This is a genomic window from Bradyrhizobium amphicarpaeae (assembly GCF_002266435.3).
Taxonomy (GTDB): domain Bacteria; phylum Pseudomonadota; class Alphaproteobacteria; order Rhizobiales; family Xanthobacteraceae; genus Bradyrhizobium; species Bradyrhizobium amphicarpaeae.
The window spans coordinates 6,117,857-6,142,622 of record NZ_CP029426.2; the positions used below are offsets into that span (position 1 = coordinate 6,117,857).

The 24,766-nt window shown below is 65.1% G+C and carries 22 protein-coding genes; 5 read left to right on the forward strand and 17 right to left on the reverse strand.

Annotated elements, in window-relative coordinates; all coding sequences use genetic code 11:
- Positions 1-117: 117 nt before the first annotated feature.
- Together CIT40_RS28725 and CIT40_RS28730 are read right to left on the reverse strand one after the other, a co-directional pair.
- Entirely contained in the window at positions 118-798 is a 681-nt protein-coding gene (locus CIT40_RS28725) for a TetR/AcrR family transcriptional regulator (RefSeq protein WP_094893550.1), read from the reverse strand.
- A 276-nt stretch (positions 799-1,074) separates the two neighbouring features.
- The gene (locus tag CIT40_RS28730; protein ID WP_094893398.1) at positions 1,075-1,239 is read right to left on the reverse strand and encodes a Flp family type IVb pilin; all 165 of its coding nucleotides are present in this window, start codon (positions 1,237-1,239) and stop codon (positions 1,075-1,077) included.
- 294 nt (positions 1,240-1,533) lie between these two features.
- Here CIT40_RS28730 and CIT40_RS28735 point away from each other — a divergent pair, with 294 nt between their 5' ends.
- Both CIT40_RS28735 and CIT40_RS28740 read left to right on the forward strand, forming a co-directional pair.
- Positions 1,534-3,024, forward strand: a complete 1,491-nt coding sequence (locus tag CIT40_RS28735; protein ID WP_094893397.1) for a hypothetical protein — start codon at positions 1,534-1,536, stop codon at positions 3,022-3,024.
- Between the two features lie 101 nt (positions 3,025-3,125).
- Positions 3,126-4,688, forward strand: a complete 1,563-nt coding sequence (locus CIT40_RS28740; RefSeq protein ID WP_094893396.1) for a hypothetical protein — start codon at positions 3,126-3,128, stop codon at positions 4,686-4,688.
- A 106-nt stretch (positions 4,689-4,794) separates the two neighbouring features.
- Here the strand turns inward: CIT40_RS28740 and CIT40_RS28745 are convergent, their stop codons facing one another.
- Positions 4,795-5,220, reverse strand: coding sequence for an MAPEG family protein (locus tag CIT40_RS28745; protein WP_094893395.1), 426 nt, complete (start codon positions 5,218-5,220; stop codon positions 4,795-4,797).
- A 259-nt stretch (positions 5,221-5,479) separates the two neighbouring features.
- Between CIT40_RS28745 and CIT40_RS28750 the strand changes: the two genes are divergently transcribed.
- Complete coding sequence (locus CIT40_RS28750; RefSeq protein ID WP_094893394.1) at positions 5,480-6,475, forward strand: glycosyltransferase family 2 protein; 996 nt, start codon at positions 5,480-5,482, stop codon at positions 6,473-6,475.
- 7 nt (positions 6,476-6,482) lie between these two features.
- Entirely contained in the window at positions 6,483-7,166 is a 684-nt protein-coding gene (locus tag CIT40_RS28755) for a class I SAM-dependent methyltransferase (protein ID WP_094893393.1), read from the forward strand.
- Between the two features lies 1 nt (position 7,167).
- Here the strand turns inward: CIT40_RS28755 and CIT40_RS28760 are convergent, their stop codons facing one another.
- The 12 genes from CIT40_RS28760 to CIT40_RS28815 all read right to left on the reverse strand — a co-directional run bounded on the left by CIT40_RS28760 (position 7,168) and on the right by CIT40_RS28815 (position 22,392).
- The gene (locus tag CIT40_RS28760; protein ID WP_094893392.1) at positions 7,168-8,613 is read right to left on the reverse strand and encodes a hypothetical protein; all 1,446 of its coding nucleotides are present in this window, start codon (positions 8,611-8,613) and stop codon (positions 7,168-7,170) included.
- Positions 8,614-8,782: 169 nt separating this feature from the next.
- The gene (gene ftsH, locus CIT40_RS28765; protein WP_094893391.1) at positions 8,783-10,708 is read right to left on the reverse strand and encodes an ATP-dependent zinc metalloprotease FtsH; all 1,926 of its coding nucleotides are present in this window, start codon (positions 10,706-10,708) and stop codon (positions 8,783-8,785) included.
- 266 nt (positions 10,709-10,974) lie between these two features.
- On the reverse strand, positions 10,975-12,033 hold the full coding sequence (tilS, locus tag CIT40_RS28770; RefSeq protein ID WP_094893390.1) for a tRNA lysidine(34) synthetase TilS: 1,059 nt from the start codon (positions 12,031-12,033) through the stop codon (positions 10,975-10,977).
- 71 nt (positions 12,034-12,104) lie between these two features.
- Positions 12,105-13,151: a tol-pal system protein YbgF gene (gene ybgF / locus CIT40_RS28775; protein WP_094893389.1), complete on the reverse strand. Its 1,047-nt coding sequence runs from the start codon at positions 13,149-13,151 to the stop codon at positions 12,105-12,107.
- Positions 13,152-13,352: 201 nt separating this feature from the next.
- Positions 13,353-13,841 carry a peptidoglycan-associated lipoprotein Pal gene (gene pal / locus CIT40_RS28780; RefSeq protein ID WP_094893388.1) on the reverse strand — a complete coding sequence of 163 codons (489 nt, stop codon included), beginning with the start codon at positions 13,839-13,841 and terminating at the stop codon, positions 13,353-13,355.
- A gap of 279 nt (positions 13,842-14,120) precedes the next feature.
- Positions 14,121-14,846, reverse strand: coding sequence for an N-acyl amino acid synthase FeeM domain-containing protein (locus CIT40_RS28785; RefSeq protein WP_094893387.1), 726 nt, complete (start codon positions 14,844-14,846; stop codon positions 14,121-14,123).
- Between the two features lie 159 nt (positions 14,847-15,005).
- A complete protein-coding gene (locus tag CIT40_RS28790; RefSeq protein ID WP_094893386.1) occupies positions 15,006-17,342 on the reverse strand; it encodes a putative bifunctional diguanylate cyclase/phosphodiesterase in 2,337 nt (778 codons plus the stop codon).
- 253 nt (positions 17,343-17,595) lie between these two features.
- Positions 17,596-18,939: a Tol-Pal system beta propeller repeat protein TolB gene (gene tolB / locus CIT40_RS28795; protein WP_094893549.1), complete on the reverse strand. Its 1,344-nt coding sequence runs from the start codon at positions 18,937-18,939 to the stop codon at positions 17,596-17,598.
- 41 nt (positions 18,940-18,980) lie between these two features.
- Positions 18,981-19,940, reverse strand: coding sequence for a protein TolA (locus CIT40_RS28800; protein ID WP_094893385.1), 960 nt, complete (start codon positions 19,938-19,940; stop codon positions 18,981-18,983).
- A 4-nt stretch (positions 19,941-19,944) separates the two neighbouring features.
- Complete coding sequence (tolR, locus tag CIT40_RS28805) at positions 19,945-20,397, reverse strand: protein TolR (RefSeq protein WP_094893384.1); 453 nt, start codon at positions 20,395-20,397, stop codon at positions 19,945-19,947.
- A 43-nt stretch (positions 20,398-20,440) separates the two neighbouring features.
- Entirely contained in the window at positions 20,441-21,157 is a 717-nt protein-coding gene (gene tolQ, locus CIT40_RS28810) for a protein TolQ (RefSeq protein WP_018317771.1), read from the reverse strand.
- A 473-nt stretch (positions 21,158-21,630) separates the two neighbouring features.
- The gene (locus tag CIT40_RS28815) at positions 21,631-22,392 is read right to left on the reverse strand and encodes a serine acetyltransferase domain-containing protein (protein WP_094893383.1); all 762 of its coding nucleotides are present in this window, start codon (positions 22,390-22,392) and stop codon (positions 21,631-21,633) included.
- 295 nt (positions 22,393-22,687) lie between these two features.
- Here CIT40_RS28815 and CIT40_RS28820 point away from each other — a divergent pair, with 295 nt between their 5' ends.
- Positions 22,688-23,851 (forward strand): acyl-CoA desaturase, encoded by a 1,164-nt coding sequence (locus CIT40_RS28820; protein ID WP_094893382.1) that lies wholly within the window; start codon positions 22,688-22,690, stop codon positions 23,849-23,851.
- 26 nt (positions 23,852-23,877) lie between these two features.
- On the opposite strand, the gene CIT40_RS28825 is transcribed toward CIT40_RS28820, so the two are convergent.
- Together CIT40_RS28825 and CIT40_RS28830 are read right to left on the reverse strand one after the other, a co-directional pair.
- The gene (locus tag CIT40_RS28825; protein ID WP_244611865.1) at positions 23,878-24,138 is read right to left on the reverse strand and encodes a hypothetical protein; all 261 of its coding nucleotides are present in this window, start codon (positions 24,136-24,138) and stop codon (positions 23,878-23,880) included.
- Positions 24,139-24,272: 134 nt separating this feature from the next.
- Positions 24,273-24,764: a DUF2852 domain-containing protein gene (locus CIT40_RS28830; protein ID WP_162307723.1), complete on the reverse strand. Its 492-nt coding sequence runs from the start codon at positions 24,762-24,764 to the stop codon at positions 24,273-24,275.
- Positions 24,765-24,766: the final 2 nt, after the last annotated feature.

A 24,766-nucleotide genomic window follows, 5' to 3' on the forward strand; every position in this document is an offset into this window, starting at 1 on the left:
ACAACCCCATGCAAAGTAGCCGGAGAGCCCGGCGATCTTGCTGCGGTCTTGCGGAAAAGCTCGCTCGGTCAACGACCTCTGCGCCGTCAGGCCGGCCACTCGCGCGCAGGGCGGATTCTACGCCCCAACCAGCGCCTTCGCGGTCGGCAGCAGCGTCTGCTGCACCACGAGACCCCTGGCGCGTGCGTCCATGACGCCGACGGCACGCAGCGCCAGCAGCGTCACGGTCTGCACCGCGTCGCGCATCTTGACGGGATCGTCGAGATTGTCAGGCGCGAGCGGCCCGACCAGGGCTTCGTGCAGCGCGCCGAGCAAGGCGGTGGCGGCGAGCGCGGTGTCCTGCGCCGGCAGGTGACCGGCGCGCACGGCGGCGTCGATCCTGGCGGCGATCTCGCCGGCAATCTCCCGCCGGCTGGCCAGGCGCGAGGCGCTGACATCGACATCGACGGGTTCGGCCAGGATGCCCCAGGCCAGCCGCCGCTGCGACAGGGTATGGACCGCGACCGTTGTGACCGCCGCGGCCAGCGCCGTGGATGGCCCCGGCGCGGCATCGGCCGCCCGGCGGATTGCCGCGAGCTCGTCGCGGGAGACCTCGGCAATGAGTTCGGAGATCAGATCGGCCTTGGAGGGAAAGTAACGGTAGACCGTACCCGCCGCGACATTGGCCCGGACTGCGACCGGCGCGATCTGCACCGCCGCCATCCCGCCTTCCGCTGCAGTCTCCCGTGCCGCCGTCAAGATCGCACTGCGCCGCGCCGCAAGGCGCTTCACCACTTGATGCGTCCGCCGATAAACCATGGCGCGCTTCCTGTCCCACACGCCGGCCGCACGCCCTGCGGCCAAACGCTTCGCCACTCACTTCGATACAAATCGCCCCGCAAGGACTGAACAACTATTCAGAAGGGAACACAAGATGGGAAATGCGTGGAGCGTCAAGACTATCGGACTGGGGCGCCAGAGCCGTGGCCTGCAAGCCGCACTGTCAGCTTCGTGACGGGCGTTGCCAGCCGCGCCCCCAAAAGAAAAGAGCCCCGTCAGGGACGAGGCTCTCCGAAATTCCCAGTTCGTCCGGTCTTACTTGAGGCCGGTCGAGATCGCGGTGAACTTGGTGTTCAGCGTGGTGCCGAGGTTGTTGACGACGGTGATGATGGCCAGCGCGATGCCGGCAGCGATCAGGCCGTATTCAATGGCGGTGGCGCCGGATTCGTCCTTCAGGAAACGCGAAACGAGGTTCTTCATAGAGTGCTCCAAATGAGTACACGAGGCTACAACTGATCTGGTCTTTTCGGCTTCCCAGCGCCTCCCGACCATGAACCCGAACGTAGAGGCAAAGAATTGCGCCGCAGTTAATTCGACTGCGTAAACACCAAGCGGTTTGCGTGTATTCGTCGATGGTAAACTGAAATTGAAAACGATCCGTTAAATTGTCGGGACATGAAACCAGCGTGACCGCCCGGTTTACCCGAAGTTATGACCGCCCGTGGTCCAATGCCGCTCGCGCGAGCGACAAGAACAACAGGACGACGAGGCGGCATGTCCCTTTCCTTTGCCAACAGCATCGCGGCGCAGAGCCGCGCGCGAGCGCTGGTGCCGCTGTGCGTCGGTGCCGGCGTCTATCTGTTCTTCCTCTACCTCGGCGACTCGCGGCTCCAGGACTCCGACTCGTTCTGGCAGGTCAAGATCGGGCAATGGATCCTCGATCACCGCGCCATGCCCACCACCGACTTCTATTCGTTCACGCGCACGGGCGCGCCATGGATTTCGACGTCGTGGCTGTCGCAGGTGCTGTTTGCCTATTCCCATGCGCAATTGGACTGGGCGGGCCCCGTCATCCTCACCGCAATCGCGGTCGCGATCACGGTCGCGATCCTGGTCTATCTGCTCGACGCGCAGATCGAGGCACCACGCGCCGTGCTGTTCGCGATGCTCGCGCTGCTGCTATCGACCCATCACGTGCTGGCGCGCCCGCATATCCTGGCATTGCCGGTCATGGTGGCGTGGGTCGGACTGCTGATGGCAGCTGCCGACCGCAAGAGCGCGCCGTCCTGGTATTGGCTGCCGCTGATGGCGCTCTGGGCGAATTTGCATGGCGGCTTCGTGCTGGGCCTCGCGCTGATCGGCCCGATCTCGCTCGAGGCTGTCGAGCATGCCGAGAAGGGACGACGGCTTGCGCTGTTCATGCGATGGGTGTTGTTCGGAATCGGCGCGCTGATTGCGAGCTGCCTCACGCCGTACGGCTGGCGGACGCTGCTGGGCGCGACCAACATCCTCGGCCTCGGCGAGCTGCTGTCGCTGATCTTCGAATGGATGCCCGCGAACTTCTCCAGCTTCACCCCATTTGAAGGCGCCCTGCTCGGCCTGATCGCATTCGGCTATTATCGCGGCCTGGTGCTGTCGGCGCCCCGGATCTTCCTGATCCTGTTCCTGACCTGGGGCGCGCTGACCCATGTCAGGAGCATCGAGGCATTTGCCTTCCTGGTGCCGCTGGTGCTGGCAAAGCCGCTCGGCGAGATGTTCCCGCGCCCGGTGCCTGACGCCGCCGACGCCGGGCGCTGGCCGGCCCACTATGTCACCGCGCTTGGCGCGCTGATGATCGTGGCGGCGGGCTGGACCTCGACGTCACTCTATTTGGGGCACCACCGCTTCGCCTTCACGACGACGCATACGCCGGTAGCGGCCGTCGACCTACTCGAGCAACGCAAGGCGCAGCGCATCTTCAATGCCTACCAGTTCGGCGGCTATCTGATCTCGCGCAACATTCCGGTCTTCGTCGACGGCCGTGCCGAGCTCTATGGCGAAAAATTCGTCATGGACTTCTTCAAGGCGACGGAGGGCAAGAAGCCCGAATTGCTGCCGCGCCTGCTCGACCAGTACAAGATCGACGCAACGCTTCTGGTTGCCGATGCGCCGGGCCCGCAGATCCTCGACCAGCTCAAGGGCTGGAAGCGGATCTATACGGACGACGTCGCCGTGATCCATGTGCGAGACCCCGCGGACAGCACCACCGCGACGCCTTCGAAGTGAGACCTGTCTGAGGGCGCCCACTCGCAACGGTGAGACGCCCTTCCAAATGCGACGCGGACGCGACCTGGCGCACCGCGTTCAAACCCCGGCAATCCCACGACATGTCTTCTTTTGACAAGCCAATCTCGACAATCCCGGCGCGGCCCGGCTCGGAGCGGTCCGTGGCGATCGCGGTTCTGGCAGTGCTGGCGGCCGTCTCGTTTCTTCCGGTGCTGCTGACCCCCATTCCCGCGATGGTGGACTACCCCAACCATCTCGCCCGCATGTACATTCTGAGCCAGAACGGCACCCCCCACGCCAATCCGCATTACGAGGTGGCCTGGGCCTTCTATCCCAACCTTGCAATGGATCTGCTGGTGCCGCAGCTGGCGCGGCTGATGAGCGTCGAGAACGCCACCCGGCTGTTTCTGCTGCTGAGCCAATTGCTGATCGTCGGGGGCGCGCTGCTGCTGGAATGGACCCGGAAGGGACGGGTCCAGCTTGCCGGCTTCGCTGCGCTCGCTTTCCTTTATTGCCTGCCGTTCAGCTGGGGCTTCGTGAATTTCGAGTTCGGCCTCGGCCTCGCTCTCTCAGGCATCGCGATCTACCTGTTGCTGGCCGATGGCCCCTGGCCGCTGCGCTTCGTCGCCAATTTGCTGTTCGTCGCCGCGCTGTATGCGGCGCATTTCTTCTCGCTCGGCATCTACGGCGCGACGCTTGGCCTCTACGAGCTCTCGCGCATTCGCCGACAGGGAATAGCGTACCGGGTCGCAGCCGCACGGCTCGGCGCGTTGGCCCTGCCGGCCCTCGTGTTGTTCGGGATCATGCAAATGACCGCGGGCTCGATCGGAAGCGAAGGGACGAGCTGGTTCTTCGGATTCAAGCCGATCTGGCCGCTGCGTATCCTGAACGGCTACAATCTGACGGCAGCGGCAGCGACCGGGCTGGCGCTGATGATTGCGTTGCTGTTCGCCGCACGGCGCGGCATCCTCAGGCTCGAGCCGGCCGGGATCTGGCTCGCGGCCGGCTTTGCGCTGCTCTACCTCGTTATTCCCTCAAAACTGTTCGGAACCGCGTTTGTCGACCTTCGCGTCATTCCCGCCGCAGCTCTGATCCTGCCGGCCTTCTGCTCGCTGTCGCTGCCAAGCCGTGCCTGGAGAATGGCCGCGCTCGCCGCGATCAGCGGCATCATCCTGGTCAATCTCGCCGTCGTCCTCGCGGTCTGGCTGCCTTACCGCGCCGACTATGCGGCGATCATCGCCTCGTTCCACAAGATCGAGCGCGGCTCGCGAGTCCTCGTCGGCAGCACGGGCGACAATGGCGACCCGCCCTTCGCCGACCTCACCTCGTATCCGATGTATTATGCACCGACGCTGGCCGTGCATTATGCCAACGCGTTCGTGCCTAACCTCTTCACGGAAGCGGGCAAGCAGCCGGTGCGGCCACGCGCGGACGTGCGCGGTCTCGCCATTCCCTATGGGGGGCCGGTGCCGTCGGAGCTGCTTGCCGCGATCGCGACAGGCCAACCGCCGGCGGGCGTTCCGCCATTCGTCCGCAGCTGGTACCGCGATTTCGATTATCTCTACGTGCTTGGGCCGCCGGCCGCGAACCCACTGCCTGACCTGCTGGAGGTGCTGGATAGCTCGGAGCGATTTGTTCTCTACAAGATCCACCGCACGCCATAAGCCTCTGTCCGCCCCAAAGCGAGCGGCGCGGCCGGCGTCGGCTCTAACGGCTCCGACGCCCCGCATGATCTCCGACATTCCCGCGACGGTGGTCCAGCGCATCCCGTCAGCCGGCGAGGACGGCAAGGACCATGCCGTAGACCGAAGAGGCCAGGATCATCCCCCATTGCAAGAGATTGCCCGCGGTCCGGAGCGGATTGGGCGTATCGCGCCCCAGGCCTGCCGCCATCGCCAACCTGGATGCCATCAACATCGCGGCGAGCACCATCAAGGCGATCCGGTGAGCGTGGCTGATCTCCAACAGTAACAGCAGAAGGATCGAGATCGGTACGTACTCTGCAAACTGGGCGTGCCGGCGAACCGCGACCAACAAGGGAGACGCAGTGCTTTCTCGGCCGATGGCGACGCTTTCGGAACCCAGCCCTAAGCTGACATTGGCCACTCCGCGCTGCCGTCCGACGGCTACGCTCAGGAAGGCATAGGCGATCGCGAGCACGCTGATCGTTGAAAGTGTGACAGGTACCGCGAGCATCGACCGCCTCCGTTAGAGATATGCAGAGAAGACGAATGGCTGGGGGCGTGTTCGACATCGAAGAGGAGATTTTTTCATCGGTTTCATCGCCGGCCCCGCACCAGACCCCGACACGTCACGGATTGACGGAGAATGCCAAACCCGCTTTTTCGAGTGCTACCTATCGCCCCTGCGGCCCAATCCTTAACGGTTCCGGCAAGGCGACCTTAACCACCGGCGAATAGACTTCCGCCCCTGCAACCCAGCCGGAATCTCTCGCATGGCGGCCAATTCCAGATCGATCCGCTACAGCCTCGTCATCCCCGTGTTCAACGAGGAAGCCGTGCTGCCGGTCCTGCTGCGCCGGCTCGACCTGGTCTTGTCCCGGCTCGACGGGCCTGCAGAAGCGATCTTCGTCGACGACGGCAGCAGCGATTCCAGCTCGATCGTGCTCCAGGCGCTCGCCCAGCGCGATCCGCGCTTCCGCTATATCGGCCTGTCGCGGAACTTCGGTCATCAGGTCGCCATCACCGCCGGCATGGATGCCGCGGAAGGTGACGCGATCATCGTCATGGACGCCGATCTGCAGGATCCGCCCGAAGTGATCGAGCAATTGATCGCGAAGTGGAAGGAAGGCAACGATGTCGTCCACGCCCGCCGCCTGTCGCGCGAGGGCGAAAGCCGGTTCAAGCGCGCGACTGCACACCTGTTCTACCGGCTGCTCGGCCGGATGTCCTCCGTCGGCATCCCCGCCGACGTCGGCGATTTCCGCCTGATCGATCGCAAGGTGCTCGACGCCCTCAGGCAGATGCCGGAGCAGGACCGCTTCGTGCGCGGCATGATCGCCTGGCTCGGTTTCCGGCAGGCCGAGGTCGCCTTCCACCGCCTCGAGCGCGCAGCAGGCGAGACCAAATACCCGCTGTTCAAGATGGTGCGGCTCGCGATGAACGCCGCGCTCGGCTTTTCCGATCTGCCCCTGCGGCTCGCCATCTGGTGCGGATTGACGGTTTCGGGACTGGCTTTGCTGTACGGCGGCTGGGTGATCCTTTTGTGGCTCAGCCACGACAGCCATCTGGTCACCGGCTGGTCCTCGACGATGGTCGTCGTGTCACTGCTGTGCGGCATCAACATGCTAATGACGGGCATCGTGGGGCTTTATGTCGGCCGCATCCATGCCGAGGTGAAACGCCGCCCGCTCTACGTGGTGCAGACGCGCGCCGGCTTCGATCGCAACGAGGCGGCGATCGCACCTGCGATCCACGCCGTCAACGAGTAACCGGCGCATGAGCGAGCTCTTCGACGGCTATCACGCCAACTACCGCGACGTGGTGCAATCCTCGATCGACTTCTCGGGCCTGCCGCATGATTTCTTCATGCGCGCGAAGGCCGATCTGCTGCGCGACCTGATTGCGCAGCGGCTGGACACGGAGAGGCCCGACATGCTGGACGCCGGCTGCGGCGTCGGCAGCCTTCATCCGCTGCTGCACGGCATGGTCGGCCGCTTGAGCGGCATCGACGTTTCGTCGGCCAGCCTGGCGGAGGCCCGCGCAGCCAATAGCGGGGTCGACTACCGCGAGTTCGACGGCCGCACTTTTCCCTTCGAGGATTCCAGCTTCGATCTCGTCACGGCCATCTGCGTGATGCACCACATCGTGCCGGCCGAATGGGCGCATTTCATCACCGAGATGCGGCGGGTGGTACGCCCCGGGGGGCTCGTCTGCGTGATCGAGCACAATCCGTACAACCCGCTGACGCGCCTTGCCGTTGCGCGCTGCGAGTTCGACCGGGACGCCGTCCTGCTCAGTGCCGGCAAGACCCAAAAGCTGATGGCGGCGGGCGGCTTGCGCGAGATCGGCGCGCGCCATTTCCTGCTGCTCCCCTGGGACACCAAACCGGCACGTCGCCTCGAAGAGGCCCTGAGCGGCGTGTCGCTGGGCGGCCAGTACGCCGCCTTCGGGTCCGCCTGAATTATCGCTGCGGCGTATTCCGCCGCTTGTGCACGACCGCCACATCGTCGCTGTAGACGCGTTGCCACTGCGGCATCCGATCGAGCATCGCGACTGCGGGTGTCCGCGGCGAGAGCAGCGTCGCGCCTATGTCGTAGTCGTCAAGCAGCTTGAGAAAATCCGGAAGGTCGACCAGCGCCAGGGCCCGATTGTAGCGGTCGATGAACGGTCCGCCGTACAATTCGCCGCGACCATCGATGAAGGTGGGAATGCCGGCAAACACCAGATAGCCGCCGAAGGAATAATCGTTGAGCACGCGCCCCGCCTTGGCGAGGTCGGCTTGAGCGACGGCAGCCTGAGGAGTGATGACGGGAGCCGGCCGCAGGTCACGCGCCAGCGCCGCGCCGCTCATCGCGATCAGAACACCGAACGCGGCCAGATTCAGGCCGCGCGACGCGAGCGCCTCGTCGCCCCCGATCCGTCCGCCGAACCTCCGACCCAAGGGGGCCGCCAGATAGAGCGGCGCCAGCATGGCCAGCAGATCCGCGTTGCGGACCTGCGCCAGTGCGAAATGGAGCAGGCCGATCACCACCAGCGCCCGCACGACCGGCAGCGTCACGCCGCGCGCAAGCGCAAAGATCCCTCCCAGCAGCAGCAGCTCGAAGCCACCGACATGGCTGAAATCCTGCGGCCGCCATTCCCCGATCCAGGCGAGTGCGGAGCCGAGGCCGAGCGTCGTCAGCGGCATCAGCAGCGGCTCCGGCCCGTGCGGCGTCAGGCAGGACGCAACGAGGGCAAGGGCCGAGAAAGGCAGCCATCGCAGCAGCACGCGCGGCCATTCGCTCCGCCCCTCACGCAGCAGCGCCTCGAGCACCGCCGGGCCGATCAGCCCGAGCGCCAGCACCACGCTGCCATGCAGATTGGTCCACAGCACCAGCAGCGGCAACGCCCAGTATGGCGGAGGCCCGCCGCGATCCATGCAGCGCACCAGGGCGGCCGCCCAGGTCACCATCACCGGCAGCACCAGGACATGCGGCCGCGCCAGCATATGCGGCGCCAGCAGGATGATTGCCGCGATCACCATGAGAACCGTCAGGGCCGGCGAGAGCTCGCGCAGCAGGAAGTGGGTGAACAGGCCAAAGGCAAGCGCGATCGCCGCTGCCGCCACGACGACCACGCCGGGCCAGCCGGCCAATGCATAGGCGCCGGCGTAGATGACTTCCGAGAGCCATTCGAACGTGATCCAGGGCGCGCCGTGCCTCGAAAACGAAAACAGATCGCTCTCCGGCAGGGCGCCGTGCGCGATGATCCAGCGCCCGACCTCGATATGGGAATAGCTGTCGGGATCGCCGAGCAGCCACGGCCCGACGACCAGCAGCAGGGCATAGACACCGAGCCCCACGGCCCAGGGCAGCGCTGCACGTGCCGAAAACGGTTGAACCGCGCTGTGGACGACCTGGTCAGTCATGGCGGGCCAAAATAGGACGCAAGCGTTAAGTTCTTCTTGAGTTATTTCCGCATTTGCCCCGGGAGCCGCGGGCCCCGCTCGCGCCGGGACGGCCTGCATCCGCGAACCACCAGCCAACAAAAAACGCGGCGTTTCCGCCGCGTTTTGCAATCTCGTCTGTCGCTCGCGATTACGCCTGCGGCTGCGGCTCCAGGCCGGGATCCGCATCGGGCCGCGGGCGCGGCGACTTGCCGGCCGGGGGCACCGCGGAGGCACGCGGCGTGGTCGGCTCGAGCACCGATTCACGGTTCGGCTTCTTGCCCTTGAGCAGATCGACGATCTCGTCGCCGGAGAGCGTCTCGAACTCGAGCAGGCCCTTGGCGAGAGCTTCGAGGTCGGCGCGCTTCTCGGTGAGAATGCGCGTCGCTTCGTTGTAGCCCTCTTCCACGAAACGCCGGATCTCGGAGTCGATCTTCTGGACGGTCGCCTCGGAGGCGTTCTGCGTGCGCGAGACCGACATGCCCAGGAACACCTCGTCCTGGTTCTCGCCGTAGGAGACGGTGCCGAGCTTTTCGGACAGACCCCAGCGCGTCACCATCATGCGGGCCAGGCGCGTCGCCTGCTCGATGTCGGAGGACGCACCCGAGGTCACCTTCTCGCGGCCGAAGATCAGCTCTTCGGCGACACGGCCGCCCATCATGATCGCGAGACGCGAGGTCATCTGCTCCAGCGACATCGACAGCTTGTCGCGCTCGGGCAGCTGCATCACCATGCCAAGTGCACGGCCGCGCGGGATGATGGTCGCCTTGTGGATCGGATCGGTCGCGACGACGTTGAGGCCGACGATGGCGTGACCGCCCTCGTGATAGGCCGTCAGCAGCTTCTCTTCCTCGGTCATGACGAGCGATTTGCGCTCGGCGCCCATCATCACCTTGTCTTTTGCTTCCTCGAACTCAGCCTGGGTCACCATGCGCTTGTTGCGGCGAGCAGCCGTGAGGGCCGCTTCGTTGACGAGGTTCATCAGGTCGGCGCCGGAGAAACCGGGCGTACCGCGCGCGATGGTCTTGAGGTTGATATCGGGGGCCAGCGGCACCTTGCGGACGTGAACCTTGAGGATCTGCTCGCGGCCGACGACGTCCGGATTGGGCACCACGACCTGGCGGTCGAAGCGGCCCGGACGCAGCAGCGCGGGATCGAGCACGTCGGGACGGTTGGTCGCGGCGATCAGGATCACGCCCTCGTTCGCCTCGAAGCCGTCCATCTCGACCAGCAACTGGTTCAGCGTCTGCTCGCGCTCGTCATTGCCGCCGCCGAGACCGGCGCCGCGATGACGACCGACCGCGTCGATTTCGTCGATGAAGATGATGCAGGGCGCGTTCTTCTTGGCCTGCTCGAACATGTCGCGGACGCGGCTCGCGCCGACGCCGACGAACATTTCGACGAAGTCAGAACCCGAAATGGTGAAGAACGGCACGTTGGCTTCGCCCGCGACCGCACGCGCGATCAGGGTCTTACCGGTGCCGGGAGGGCCGACCAGCAGCACGCCGCGCGGAATGCGGCCGCCGAGGCGCTGGAATTTGCCGGGGTCGCGCAGGAATTCGACGATCTCCTGCAGATCCTGCTTGGCTTCGTCGACGCCGGCGACGTCCTCGAAGGTGACGCGGCCATGCGCTTCAGTCAGCATCTTCGCACGCGATTTGCCGAAGCCCATCGCCTTGCCGGCGCCGCCCTGCATCTGCCGCGACAGGAAGATCCAGACGCCGATCAGCGCGATGAACGGCAGCCAGGACACCAGCAGCGAGACGAACCACGGCACGTTGTCGCCGGGCGGCTTCGCGGTGATCTGGACCTTGCTGTCATAGAGCCGCTTCACCAGCGTCGGGTCGCTCGGCGCATAGGTCTGGAAGCTCGAGCCGTTGGTGAAGGTGCCGTGGATGTCAGGCCCCTGGATCACGACGTCGCGCACATTGCCGCGGTCGACTTCGCTCAGCAGCTGTGAGAACGCGATATCCTGCGAGGAGGCACGCTGGCCCGGATTCTGGAAGAGCGTGAACAACGCCAACAGCAGCAAGACTATGATGACCCAGAGGGCGAAATTGCGCAGATTGGCGTTCATCGATCTTCCTTCGTGGTCGCGCGGATCGCGGCCTCATCCTTGGGCTTTACGAGGAAATCCCCAAGGAATCCTCATCGTTAGACGAATACAATTTAGGTGCCGCCCCGGTCGCTGCCAAGGGAACGAGATGGGACTATTTAGCCCATCTTAGAGCGATTCCCGCTGAAATAATGGCGACCCGGCCGGGGTTTTTCCTGCCTGGTTAAGGTGTCCTGACGTCGGCCGCCCGGAAACGGCCGGTGTCATGATCCGCCCTCCTCCGCAACCTATCCGCCCTTGCGACGACGGGCCGGCGCCGGCGCGATCTGGATACGCCCGCCGGCAAGGCTGATCAAGGCTCCCGCAAGCGTCTGCTTCAGGATCGCACGGCCTTTTGCGGCTGCGCGAGGGCTTGTCGTGATCGCCTGATCGAGCGCTGCCAGGAGGGCTTCGACCTTGCCGAGTTCCGCCGGCCCTTCGTGCCCGAGCGCGTTGATGGCCCGCAGCAGGAGCCGCAGCCGGACCTCCTCCGGCAGGCCAGCGAAGGCCAGCGCCTCGAAGCTTCGCAGGCCGACCTGCGGCGCATCGCCGCGATCCCGCAAACGGAGAAAGCGTTCGGCGCCGTCGGCCAGCAGCTCGACGGCCGCGTTGGCCCGGGCCAGCCGGGCCGCGAGCCGCACCAGCGTGCGGGCATCGCCCCCCTCAGCCGCAAGCAGCGGCAGCAGCGCGCGCAGCCGCGGCCGGGTGAAGGCGGTGTCGCGGTTGGTGGGGTCGTCGGCAAAGCCGATTCCAGCCCGCTTCAAGGTCGCGATCAACTGCGCCTTCGGGACCTCGAGCAGTGGACGCGCCAGCACGATCCCGTCGCGCTCGCTGTGGGGGGCCATTGCCGACAGCCCGGCAAGTCCGCTGCCGCGCAACAGGCGCATCAGCAGGGTCTCGGCCTGGTCGTCGCGGGTGTGAGCGGTCAGCACGTGGCTCGCGCCGGCGGCACGGGCGGCCTGCGCAAGCAGACGGTAACGCGCCTCGCGCGCCGCCGCCGGCAGACCCGTCTTCGGCTTGGCGCCGCGCCAGCGCAGGGTCCGGTGCGGCAATCCGAGTTCGGCGGCGAGCCGCTTGACCTCGCGCGCCTCGCGGGCCGCCTCTCGCCGCAGGCCGTGATCGATCGTAACGACGGTGAGACCCGGGCCGCGTGCGAGGCTGCGCCGCCACCGCGCCGCAAGCCACATCAGCGCGACCGAATCGGGGCCGCCCGACACGGCAAGCACCAGCGCCGGCGCGCTCTTCAGGCCGGCGAAGAGCCGCCGCGCCTCGCGCGTCGAGATCGGAGAAAGGTCGTTGTCTGACATGACGCTGCCCAGCAATGCCGGCACCGTTTTAGCGCAGCGCAGGCGGCCTTGTCAGCGCCCAGCGCCGCGGGTCAGCACTTCACCCGTTTCTGCTCGCGGTCGACCGCCGCTTTGACGCCGGCGGAGGCGCGCGGATATTTGCGGCCGACCTCGCCGAAGGCGGCGCAGGCGGCCTCCTTCTCCTTCAGCGCGGCAAGCGACTGGCCGAGCCGCAGCAGCGCATCCGGGGCCTTGGCCGACTTTTCATATTTGGTGGTGACGGCGAGGAAGGCTTCCGCGGAGTCGCGGTATTGCTGGCGCTGGAAGTAGCTCTCGCCGAGCCAGTATTGCGCGTCGCCGAGCAGCGGATCGCTCGGATATTTCGCGGCGAAGTTCTTCATGGTCTGCTCGGCGAGCGCATAATCCTTGCGCTGCATGTATCCGATGCCGAGGTCGAACTCGTCGCGCGGCGTGGCCGAGGGCGGCAGCGTGGTCAGGGCCGGAGCGCCGGCAGGGGCCGGATAGCCTTGCTGGGCCGGCGGATAGCCGGGCTGCGCGACCGGCGGAGCGGCCTGCTGCTGATAACGGGGGCTGGTGTTGGCGAGATCGAGCGGCTCGCCGGCGCCGCGGCCGCCGGGTCCTCCCGACGGCATCGGCTGCGCGCCGCCGCCGAGGGCGCGCGGCGCACCCGGCGCGTTCGGGCTCTGGTTCGGATCGAAGGCATCGCCGCGGCGACGCGTGCCGGGGGAGCCCGGCGCCGGCTGCTCCTGAACGATCGGCGCGGGAGCGGCAATCTGCGGCTGCTCGTAATTGGGCTGCACGGCCTGCTGCTGAGGCTGCTGGCGATAGCCGGGCGCGACCTGACCTGGTCCGATCTGGGCGGGCGGCATCGCCGCGACGTTGGGCGCCTGTCCGGGGGCGCCCTGCGCGCCGCCCTCGAGCGCCCGCAGCCGCTCTTCGAGCTGGCGGTTGCGGTATTGCAGCTCTTCGTTCTGGCCGGTGAGCTGGCGCAGCTGGTTCTCCAGCCGCTCGATCCGCATCTCGGGATCATCATCGGTCTGGGCGAAGACGGGCGTGCACAAGGGGAGCAGCGCGGCGATGGCCACGATGCCGGTAAAGACCTTAAATCTGGATGACATCTTGCCCTGACGACGAAAGCGAAATGGCCTGCGACGGAACATGCGACGCGCCACACATTGAGGGGGAGTACGCCAAAAATGTGTCTAGCACCACGGGGATCCTGTCACGGATTGCTGAAACGAAACCGGCGCCCGAGAGGGCGCCGGCATAATCGTTTCTGCAAGATGAACGGCGCCTGACCGGGTGTCGGTATCCCGGCGTCAGGAGCTCGCGTTCAGCACGGTGACGGCGCGACGGTTCTGCGACCAGCAGGAGATGTCGTTACAGACGGCGACCGGCCGCTCCTTGCCGTAGGAGATCGTGCGCATGCGGTTTGCATCGATGCCGCGCGAGGCAAGGAACGAACGCACCGACTGGGCACGGCGGGCGCCGAGCGCGATGTTGTATTCGCGGGTGCCGCGCTCGTCGGCATGACCTTCGATGGTGAAGGAGTAGCGCGGATAGGTCTGGAGCCACTGCGCCTGCTTTTCCAGGGTCACGATCGCCTGCGGGGTCAGATCGGTCTGGTCGCTTTCGAAGAACACGCGGTCACCCACGTTGACGACGAAATCCTGCTGACTGCCCGGCGTCGCCGCATTGGCCATCGCATCCGTCGCAGCATTCTTGTTGGCGCAGGCGCCCATCGACAGCGCGACGGCGAGCACTGCAACCAGCTTCAATCCCTGGAGGATACGCATAGGATGTTTCATTCCGGAGCCTCCACGCTCACGTTAGTCCACTGCTGTCCGGTCTACAGGGGGTTGGTTAAGCGAACGTTCCGTCAACCTTGACGGAACCTTGCCTCAGCCGATCAAATGCCCCCAACCAGCGAAAAGCAACCGTCATGGTTAATGGGTTGTAAATGTGGCGTGAGGGTGAAGGCAAGTCTGCCCGGTCAGCAAAAACGCCGGGTTTGGCCGGAATTTTGCAGCTTGCTCAGGACAAATCCCCCCGGTCGGGCCGGGTGGAACGCGGGCCGCAGCCAGACCTCAGGCCTGCGCCGTGCCGGCGACGAGAACCGGGCGCGGCGCGACCGCGCGGACGTTCCCGCGCTCGAACAGCATCCGCCGTTCGAACACGCTCGAGCGCATGATCGGAAACCGGGTCAAGACCCGCTCACGAAGGCTTCGGAAATCGGACGCCATCAGGGCGACCTTCTTCAACACATTCGGAAACGAGCGCGGCTCGGTGATGGCCTCGTGCAGAAAGACCCGGCGGTAGAACGCCTGATGCTCCGCCCGGACCTGTGCCAGTCCCGTATCGGCGTTGAAATGCTCGCAGGCGAGATAGGCGAGGCGCAAGGTGACGTAGGGCAGTTCCGGGAACCGCCGGGCCTGCTCCGGATCGGCAACGAAACGCGCGGGATCGACGAAAACCTCGCCGCGGTCCAGACGGGGGTGAAGAACGTCGCCGAACAATTCGGTCGCATAGGACATCCGCTGCTCCGAGGTGAGCACGTGCACGCGGACGGAGCTGCAGAGCTCGCCATCGACATAAATTCCGAAGGTCCAGGCGTTCGGCGCATCGTCATAGCGGTCGCTGACGCGATGCGAATCGGACGGCAGGATCAACCCACCGTGCAGATAGGCGCGATAGCGCATCTGATAAAGGCGATCTTTGTCTTCCGGAGTTTCGATCAGTCTGTAATCGACCCGATCAAAAATCCCTGCCCCCCGCATGATTTGCGGAGCGCGCGGCTCGGCCCGGGATTCCATCCTGACACTCCAAACACGTCCAACAACTTCCGCGAGTTTGAAAAGATTAACGCCTCCTTAACCGGATTGCAAAGGCTTGAATCGATCACGGTTAATCCCCCGTGTGACTACGGTGGCGCGTAAAGACGTGAAAATGACGGGAAATCCCGGGGGGTAAGGTCAGGCGAAAGAGCGCGACGAGATCGAAACGACCTGACCGTCGTGAATGTGCCGACCATGCGAAGCATTGAGCAACTGGCGCACCCGCACCGCCGGCACTGGCCGGCTGAACAGATAACCCTGTCCCTCGGTCACCGTCCCGTCGGCACTGATCAGCTCCAGCTGCTCGTTGGTCTCGATGCCCTCGACCACCACGGCCATGCCGAGATCGGCCGAGAGTCGCGCGACGCCGCGCAGCAGCGTCAGCGGGCGGTCGGCGTCGATGCCTTCAAGGAAGGAGCGGTCGATCTTCACCTTCTGCATCGGGAAATTGTGCAGATAGCTGAGGCTGGAATAGCCGGTGCCGAAATCGTCGAGCGAGATGCGCACGCCGAGCGCGTGCAGCTGCGACAGGATATCGTGGGTGAGCTGGGTGTTGCGCAGCAGCGAGGATTCGGTGATCTCGATCTCGAGTCGATGCGCCGGCAGGCCCGACACTTCGAGCGCGTAGCGGATCTCGCTCAAGACGTCGCGCTGGTGGAATTGCTGCGGGGAGAAGTTGACGGCGACGCTGACGCCGTCCGGCCACTTCATGCATTCCATGCAGGCGCGGCGCAGGATCCAGCGGCCGAGATCGACGATCAGGCCCATGTCTTCGGCGACCGGAATGATATCGACCGGCGAGACCGTGCCACGCACCGGGTGATTCCAGCGCAGCAGCGCCTCGCAGGTGCTGATCTTGCCGGACTTCAGATTGACCAGCGGCTGGTAGAACAGCTCGAATTCCTCGTTGGCGAGCGCCTTGCGCAGGTCGAGCTCGAGGATGCGGCGGGCCTCGACGGTCGCCGCCATCTCGTCGCGGAAGAAGCAGAAGGTGCCGCGGCCGTCCGCCTTGGCGCGGTACAGCGCCATGTCGGCGTTCTTGAGCAACGTGTCTGCGCTAGCGCCCTCCGGCGAGGTCAGCGCGATGCCGACGCTGGCGCCGATCTCGACCAGGTGATTGTCGATGCGGTAGCGCTCGCTCAGCCGCTCGACGATGCGGCGGGCGAGCGCGGCCGCGTCCTCGGACGAGGAGATGTTCTGCTGGAACACGACGAACTCGTCGCCGCCGAAGCGGGCGACGAAATCCTCGGGGCGCAGCATTTCGCGCAGGCGGTTGGCGACCGCGCACAGCAGCTGGTCGCCGCAGGGATGACCGAGCGTGTCGTTGACCTGCTTGAACTGATCGAGGTCGACGAACAGCAGTGCTGAGAGCCGTTCGGCGCTGTGCGAGTTCATCAGCAGCCGTTCGATCTCGTCGCGGAAGCTGACGCGGTTGGGCAGCGCCGTGAGCTCGTCGTAGCGGGCGAGATGGCTGATCCGCGCCTCGGCACTCTTGCGCTCGGTGATGTCCTCCAGAAGAAGGACGGCACCTCCATCCATCATCGGCTGAATGGTCCATGACAAGGTCCGCTCTCCCGCTGGGACAGGATCGGCGGTCACGATCTCCTTGACCTGCAGCTCCCGGACACCATGCAGGATCTGAGCGCCGCTTTCTCTCGAGATGGAACCGGCGTCGATGCAGGCATCGATGATGTTGGTCGCGCTGGCGCCGCTCTGCACGAGGTCATCGGGCAGATTCATCATCTCGCCGAAACGGTGGTTCATGATCGCGAGCTGGCCGTCGACACGGAACATGCACAGCCCGTGCGGCATGTTGTTCAATGCGGTATCGAATTGGCCGGCAAGCGCCGCCTCGCGCTCGCGTGCGACCAGCGCACGCATGAATATCCTGTGCAGATTGGCCGAGATTCCCATTAGCGAGAACAGGAAGGCGGCGCTGATGACCGACATCGCCACGTAGAACGTCGTGCCCCGCAGCGCGAGAGCGATCACGATGGGAACGAAGACGAGGCTGACCTGGAGCTGGAATATCCATTGCCGGCCGTAGGCTCGGCCGGCACCGCCCGCCGCGATCCCGGTCGTGACGGATAGCGCGATCATATGGGCCACGGCGTCGTCACTGGCCAACAGGGTCGTCGAGCACCAGGTGCCTATCGCAGCCGCCTGGATCATGGCGCCGATCTGATAGCGCTTTTGCCAGCGTGCGGCCCCTTCGGCCGTCAGGGTCGATTTGCGCTTTTGATACAGCACCAGATCGAACGCGCGGGCGATGCCGGCGAGGGCGAGCAACCCGACACAGGCCCAGATGAGAGGCTCTGACGTCTTCAGGGCGGTCAACGCCGCTCCGATGGAGACGAACACCAAACCGGCGAGCAGAGGCCGCGGGGCTTCAAATAGCGAATCGATCAGCGCCGCCGAAATCGTCGGCGAGGCCTGCTCCTGCTTCGGCTCTCCGCTCTGGCTTGCGAACTGCATTTGTGTTTGTACGCGCGTCCTGTTCGGCGCGTAGCTTTACTCAACCCGGATGAAGCCTTTCTGAGCGAACATCGTTAAAGGCGAGTTGTTTTTCGGCAATAGCGAACCTAATTATGCTGACACATCAAGCAACTAGGCAAGCCTTGCCGGGCACAAGGTGAAGGAAAGCTTGCTTTGCGCGCAGAAGTCGAAAAAATCGGCGCGTTTTTCGACAACATCGCGCGTTCTGAACGCGCGATGTTTTTGGCGCTCGTCAGCCCGCCGTCGAGGATAGCAGCGGCGACCATGCCGGGTCGGAAGCGAAGCCCGGCGTCGGCACCTTGAGCTCGTTGCGACCCGAGATGTCGACGCTAAACAGCGACGGCCCGCCATTGCCGCCGGGATCGCGGAAGAACATCAGCACGCGGCCGTTCGGCGAGAAGGTCGGACCTTCATTGTGGAAGCCCGAGGTGAGCAGCCGCTCGCCGGACCCGTCCGGCTTCATCACGCCGATCGAGAACTGCCCGCCGCCCTGCCTGGTGAAGGCGATGTAATCGCCCTTCGGCGACCATACCGGGGTCGAATAGCTGGCGTTGGTATCGTCCTTGGAGAAGGAGATCCGCTGCGCCTGTCCGCCGCCCGCCGCCATCACATAGATCTGCGACCGGCCGCCACGATCGGACTCGAAGCAGATGCGGGTGCCGTCCGGCGAGTAGGACGGAGACGTGTCGATCGCCGGCGTGTCGGTGAGGCGCGTGGTCGAGCGCGAGCGCAGATCCATCACGAACAGATTGGAATTGCCGCCCTGCTGCAGGCTCATGATGACGCGCTGGCCGTCCGGCGAGAAGCGCGGCGCGAAGGTCATGCCGGGGAAGTTGCCGACGATCTCGCGCTGGCCGGTCTCGATGTTGAACAGATAGACCTTCGGATCGCCCTGGCCGAACTCCATATAGGTGATCTCTTGCGAGTTCGGCGAGAAACGCGGCGTCAGCACGAGGTCGGCGCCGCGGGTCAGATAGCGCACATTGGCGCCGTCCTGGTCCATCATCGCGAGCCGCTTGACGCGGCGCTCCTTCGGACCGCTCTCGTCCACGAACACCACGCGGCTGTCGAAATAGCCCTTCTCGCCGGTCATCCGCTCGTAGATCTGGTCGGAGATGATGTGGGCGATGCGGCGCCAATATTCCGGCGAGGTGAAATATTGCTGGCCGGCGAGCTGCTGGCCGGAGACCACGTCCCACAGGCGGAATTCGGCCTTGAGCCGGCCGTCGGGCTGGCGCGTCATGCGGCCGGTGACGAGGGCCTGCGCGTTGAGCGTCTTCCAGTTCTGGAATTGCGGCGCGACGTCCATGTTGTTGATGCGCTCGATGAAGGCGGCCTGGTCGATCGGCGCGAACAGGCCGGAGCGCTTCAGATTGTTGGTGATGACCTGCGTGACGCCGTTGCCGACGTCGCCGTCGGACGGCGAGCCCGGCAGGAAGTTGGTGATCGCGATCGGGATCGGCTGGAATTCTGTCGGGTCGATACGAATTCGCGGCTGGGCCTGCGCGAAGGCCTGTCCGCCCCCGAGCATCGCGAGCGTCGATCCGGTCAGGGTCATGAAGCGACGGCGGTTCATCGATCGAACGTCATTCATTGCAAAATTCTTTTGTTCGGATGTCACAACATATCTTTCAGGCCGAAAGTCATCGGAATGAGCTTCCAGCTATCATACTGCTGCTTCGGCATGAACGAGTAGACCTGACACTGCACGATGGCGCGCTTGGCGCTCTCCGCCACTGCCTGGGCGATCGACCGCGACGGTCCCCTCACCGCGACCACGATGGGGTCGGACGCCAGCGATCCGTCGATTTTCATGGGAATGTCGATGTCGGCTTCGTACTGGTCGGCATCCTGCCCGTTATAGGTCGGCGTGAAGCAACGCTTCACAGCGCCTTGGAACGCACCGCGCCAGGTCGCAATGTTGTTGGCAGCCGTCCCGGTCGCCGCTCCCAGCGAGGCCGACGCATTCAGCGCCGAGCCGGTCTGCTCGTGCCGGGTCGCGGCACGCTTGTCGAGGTCGCGCTGGATCTGCGCGGGATCGAAGCTGCGCTCCTTCGGCTTGGGCTGTTGCTGCGGCTGCACCGCCGCAACCTTTTGCTCAACCGGCTTCGGCGGCGGCTTCTTGGTCTCCAGCTTCTTCTGCAGCTCGGCGATCGGATCTTCCTTGGCCGGGTCGGGCTTCTTTTCCGGCGGCTTCGGCTCTTCCTTCGGCTTGGCCTCGGCGACGGGCTTGGGCGGCTCGGGCTTCTTCTCCACCGGCTTCTCGACCGGTTTCGGCGGCGGCTCCGGCTGCGAATTGGTCTTGATCAGCTCTTTCTTCTCGGTGACCTTGCCGACGGCGTCTTCCTCGGGCTTGGCTTCCGCGATCTTCTCGACCTTGGGCTTGGGCTCTTCCTTCTTGCCGGTCTTCTGCCCGGCCATCATCTTGGCGAGCTGATCGGTCGAGATGATATCGATCGGGAGCGACTCTTCCGGCGCGATGTAGGCCTTGCTGCTGAAGGTGACGAGCCCCCATCCCAGCACGAGCACGTGGAGGGCAATCGACGCAACGAGTGTCTTGTCGACGTTCACCTTCACCGGCTTAGGACCCCTGATCCGCTTCCGTGACGAGGGCGAGCTTCTTGAACCCGGCGCCGGACAATTGGCCCATCACCTTGGCCACCGTGCCGTAATCCGCCTTCTTGTCGGCGCGCAGATAGATGCGCTCCTCAAGCCCGCCGCGGGCGTCCGTGATCGCCTTCAGCTTGGGTATCAGCTCGTTGATCGCGATCTCGGTGTCGTTGATGAACACCTTGCCCTTGATGTCGATCGACATCTGGATCGGCTTCTGGTCGTTGTTTTCGAGGCTCTTGGCCTGGGTCTGCGGCAGGTCGAGCGGCACGCCGACCGTCAGCATCGGCGCCGACACCATGAAGATGATGAGCAGCACCAGCATCACGTCGACCATCGGCGTGACGTTGATCTCGGCCACGACGGGCTTGCGCCGGCCGCGGCGCCCGCCGCCTCCGGACGAACTCGCAACGTTCATGGCCATGATCGCGTGCCCAAATTGCCCTTCACACTATACATGCCGCCCGTCAGCCCCGCTCGTCGATCTGACGTGACAGGATGGCGGAAAATTCATCGGCGAAGCCTTCCAGCCGCTGGGCCTGCCGGTTCACCTCGGACGTGAACTTATTGTAGAAGATAGTGGCAGGAATGGCGGCGATAAGGCCGACCGCGGTCGCAAACAGCGCTTCCGCGATGCCCGGCGCGACCACCGCCAGAGAGGTATTTTTCGACGCCGCGATCGACTGGAAGCTCGACATGATGCCCCAGACGGTGCCGAACAGGCCGACGAAGGGGCCCGCGGAGCCCACCGTCGCGAGCACCAGCAGGCGGCGCTCCAGCCGCTCGACCTCGCGGGCAATCGAGACGTTCATGACCTTGTCGATGCGCATCTGAAGGCCGGCGACCGAGCGGGCCTGGTTCTCGAACGAGCGCTTCCACTCGCGCATCGCCGCGACGAAACAGGCCGCCATCGAATGCGTCGGCTTGGCCGAGAGGGTGCGGTAGAGCTCCTCGATCGATTCGCCGGACCAGAACGCCTGCTCGAAACGGTCCATCGAACGGCGGGTGCGGGCAAACAGGAAGATCTTGTCGATCGCGATCGCCCAGACCCAGACCGAGCAGGACAGCAGTCCCAGCATCACCGCTTTCACGATCCAGTGAGCCTGCCAGAACAGCGCGATCAGCGACACGTCCGCGGAAGCGGCAACCGGAAGGGCTGACTGAGCCACGTCGGCCGGATTCATAAGCAGTATCCTCTCAAGGCGATCGTTACCCGATGTACCGGCCAGCAAATGGCTGCCGGTTCCCCAATGGCCGCGCTAGAACCGGCGCGGCCGGCAAGCCCGCTCAAAGCCTTGTCTTTTGGGGTGCAGGGGCTCGTCCAAAGCCGGCCGTCTGCATTCCCTGCCAAGATGTCAAAACTATGGGCCTCGACCCCGAGACCTTGACCATGGCCCCGACTTCGGGCTTTGGGCGCGACTGTCCGCCCTTACCAGAGCCCGGCGTTGGTTAATGCGGGGTTACCGGGGGCGAATTTGGCTGCCGGAAAGGTAGGCAGCGCAGGAGGTTGGGGCGGTTCATGTCCGCCAGCGCACTGGCTCCGGCCCCTCCCGATCCATGAGGTTCCGTGGCCCCCCTTCCCAGGAGCTTGTGACCGGAACGATGCCTCCGCCGCGATCGAGCCGGGGCCCGCCGCATCCCACGCCGCGATGGCGCGTCACGCCGCCGAAGCGGGCTCGGGGCAATTGGTCAGCTGCGCGGGATCGCCGACGGCCGTGCAACCGCCCGGCACGTCGCAGGTCACGACCGTGCCGGCTCCGATCCTGGCGAAATCGCCGATGCTGAGGTCGCCCAGAATGGTCGCGCCGGCGCCGATATAGACGCCCCGCCCGATCCGCGGCGAGCGCGTCGGCAACGAGCTGCCGCGGCCGACGCTGACATTCTGGAGGATGGTGACCTCGTCGCCGATCACCACATCGGCGCCGATCACGATCCCGGTGGCGTGGTCGAGATACACGGACACCCCGATGCTGGCCGCCGGATGAATGCTGACCTGCAAGAGGTTCGACGCCTCGTTCTGGAACAGCAGCGCCGCATCGCGATGATCATGACGCCAGAGCCAGTTCGAGACGCGCCAGGCTTGCAGCGCGACATAGCCTTTGAAATGAAGCAGCGGCGCCAACAGACCGGCGATGGCGGGATCGCTGCGCACGATCGCCTGCAAGTCGCGGGCAGCAGCTTCGATCAATTCCGGCGCGCCGCGAAAGGCGTCGCGGGAAAAGGACGTGAAACGCGCCCGCTCGGCGGCGCTTCCGCCAAGCCTGCGCCCGATCAGATCGGCCAGAGCAGCCGCAAAACCATCATGCGCCAGCACCGCATCGACAAGCGACCTGCCGAAGACGGGATCGAATGCGCATGCGCGCTGCGCCTCCTCTCGTATCTGCTGCCAAAGACGATCGCTCGTTGCAGTCACGGTCATCACCGCCTCCGGTGTCCTGGTGCGCTCGAATATAGCCGGCGGACAATCCGCGCGCCACGCCGCACCGGAGCACCATGCCGCAGCTCCCCGTGAGGCTACGAGCTTGCGCGCCTGGTGCCTGCGACCATATAGTCAATCGAATGTTCGGCCGACGCTGCTTTGCCGGGAGGTCCACGCAAAGCAGGCCGTTCAAGCCCGCGCGGTGGTCCGCCATCCGCGGGTTTTTCGTACCCGGCGGTCTTCCGCGCTGCCGACGCGAATCCCGGATCCCCTTTACCTGAGGTCACTCCAGAATATGTCGCCCAACGCGCCCGCCGACGACCACCACGACGACGTCATGTATCCCTCCGCCATACCGTTCGTCCTGGTCCATCTCGGCTGCTTTGCGGCGATCTGGTCGGGCGTCACGTGGCAGGCCGTCGCGATCTGCGGCTCTCTTTATGTCGTGCGAATGTTTGCGATCGGGGCGGGCTACCATCGCTATTTCTCGCATCGGGCATTTTCCACCGGCCGCGTGTTTCAGTTCATCCTGGCCTGCCTCGCGCAAAGCACCGCGCAAAAGAGCGTGTTGTGGTGGGCGGCCAAGCACCGGCATCATCATCTGCATTCCGACACCGAACTGGACGTGCACTCGCCGCGTCAGCGCGGTTTCCTGTACAGCCATCTCGGCTGGATCTTCTACCGGGAGCACGACGCGACCGATTTGGTGAAAGTCGGCGATCTCGCGGTCTATCCCGAGCTGATGTGGCTGCATCGGCTGGAGCTGCTGCCGGCCTTCGTGCTTGCAGCGCTCTGCTTCCTGGTTGCGGGGTGGCCGGGTCTGATCGTCGGCTTCCTGTGGAGCACTGTGCTGGTCTATCACGCGACCTTCTGCATCAATTCGCTGGCCCATGTGCACGGACGCAAGCGTTACGTGACGGGCGATGACTCCCGCAACAACTGGCTGCTGGCGCTGTTCACGATGGGCGAGGGCTGGCACAACAATCACCACGCCTATCAGAGCAGCGTGCGACAGGGCTTTTACTGGTGGGAGATCGACGTCACCTATTACGTGCTGAAGCTGTTGTCCTGGTTCGGCATCGTCTGGAACATGAAGGCGCCGCCCGAACAGGTGCTGCGCAACGAGCAGCCGCTCGGCGCCCGCGTCATCAATCGGGCAGCCCGCGAGCTTGCCGGGCGGTTCGACGCGCCGAAGCTTGCACACGCGCTTTCTTCGGCGCTGCACCGGGCCGACCCGACCCAGTTGCAGCTGCCGACGCTGCACGACATCCTCAATCGCGCGCATGACGGCGTCGACGCGCTGACCCATTTGCATCTGCCGAGGATCCCGACCCGCGAGGAGTTCCTCGCCGAGGCCAAGGCGATGTTCGCGCGGACGCGATCACTCAACGAGATCGTGGATCACGCCTACGAACACTTCCTGGCTTCGGTTCGTGCACAGCTCGTGACGGCGCGCTGAACCCTGCTGTCATGCGAAGCACGGGCCTATCGCTCGTGCGCTTGCCCGTGCCCTTGGCCGTGCACCACTCCGCAAAACGCGCGCCCGCCGGCACAGGGGCGAAAACGGCAATCGGGATCGGCGGCGCAGCCGCCATAGACGAGGCCGACATAGCCCAGCACCGCGAAGGCGGTGATGCCGAGCAGCAGGCGGGTGCGGAAGTCCATACGTCTTGGTGCCGCCGAACCCGGTGCCGGTTCGGAGACGCCCCGATCATCGCCGAGCTTTGGCCCGGGCCTGACGCGCATTGACGCGCGCGGAGCTCCAACGCGCCTCCCAAAACCAAACCGCCCGCCTGCGGGTTGCGCAGACGGGCGGCTCGGGGCCATCAGGACTTTGGGGGCATGCGCCTGAAGGCTTTGCGAGGCATCAGGCTTGAAGGTCAGCCCTGCTGCTGGTCGGCCGGCGGCGGGGTCGGACGCGTCTTGTGCTGCGCCATGAACTGGTCGAACTCTTCCTTGTCCTTGGCGTGGCGCAGACGATCGAGGAAGTTCTTGAACTCGACCTGCTCCTCCTCGAGCCGCTGCAGCGTTTCAGAGCGGTACTCGTCGAAGGCGCGGTTGCCGGAGGACGGCGGGCCGAAGCCGAAGCCGAAACCGCGGCGCTCCATGCGGCCGCGCATGCGGTCCATCTTGTACTGCATCCGCTCCATCTTGTTCTGCCAGCGGTCCTGATTGCTCCAGCACGACATTCTTCTGCTCCCGAGTGTGAAAAAGAGAAGGGCAAGTCCGATCGGCCACCAGATGATGAAGCCGAGGATGGTCACGGCGATCCAGCCCGGATGCCAAGGCGTATCAAGCATGCGGGGACGCTCGTACGGTTGGTGTTGGTCCGAAGGGCCGCGCCAGCGATTGACATCAGCGGTGTAGGCCATTT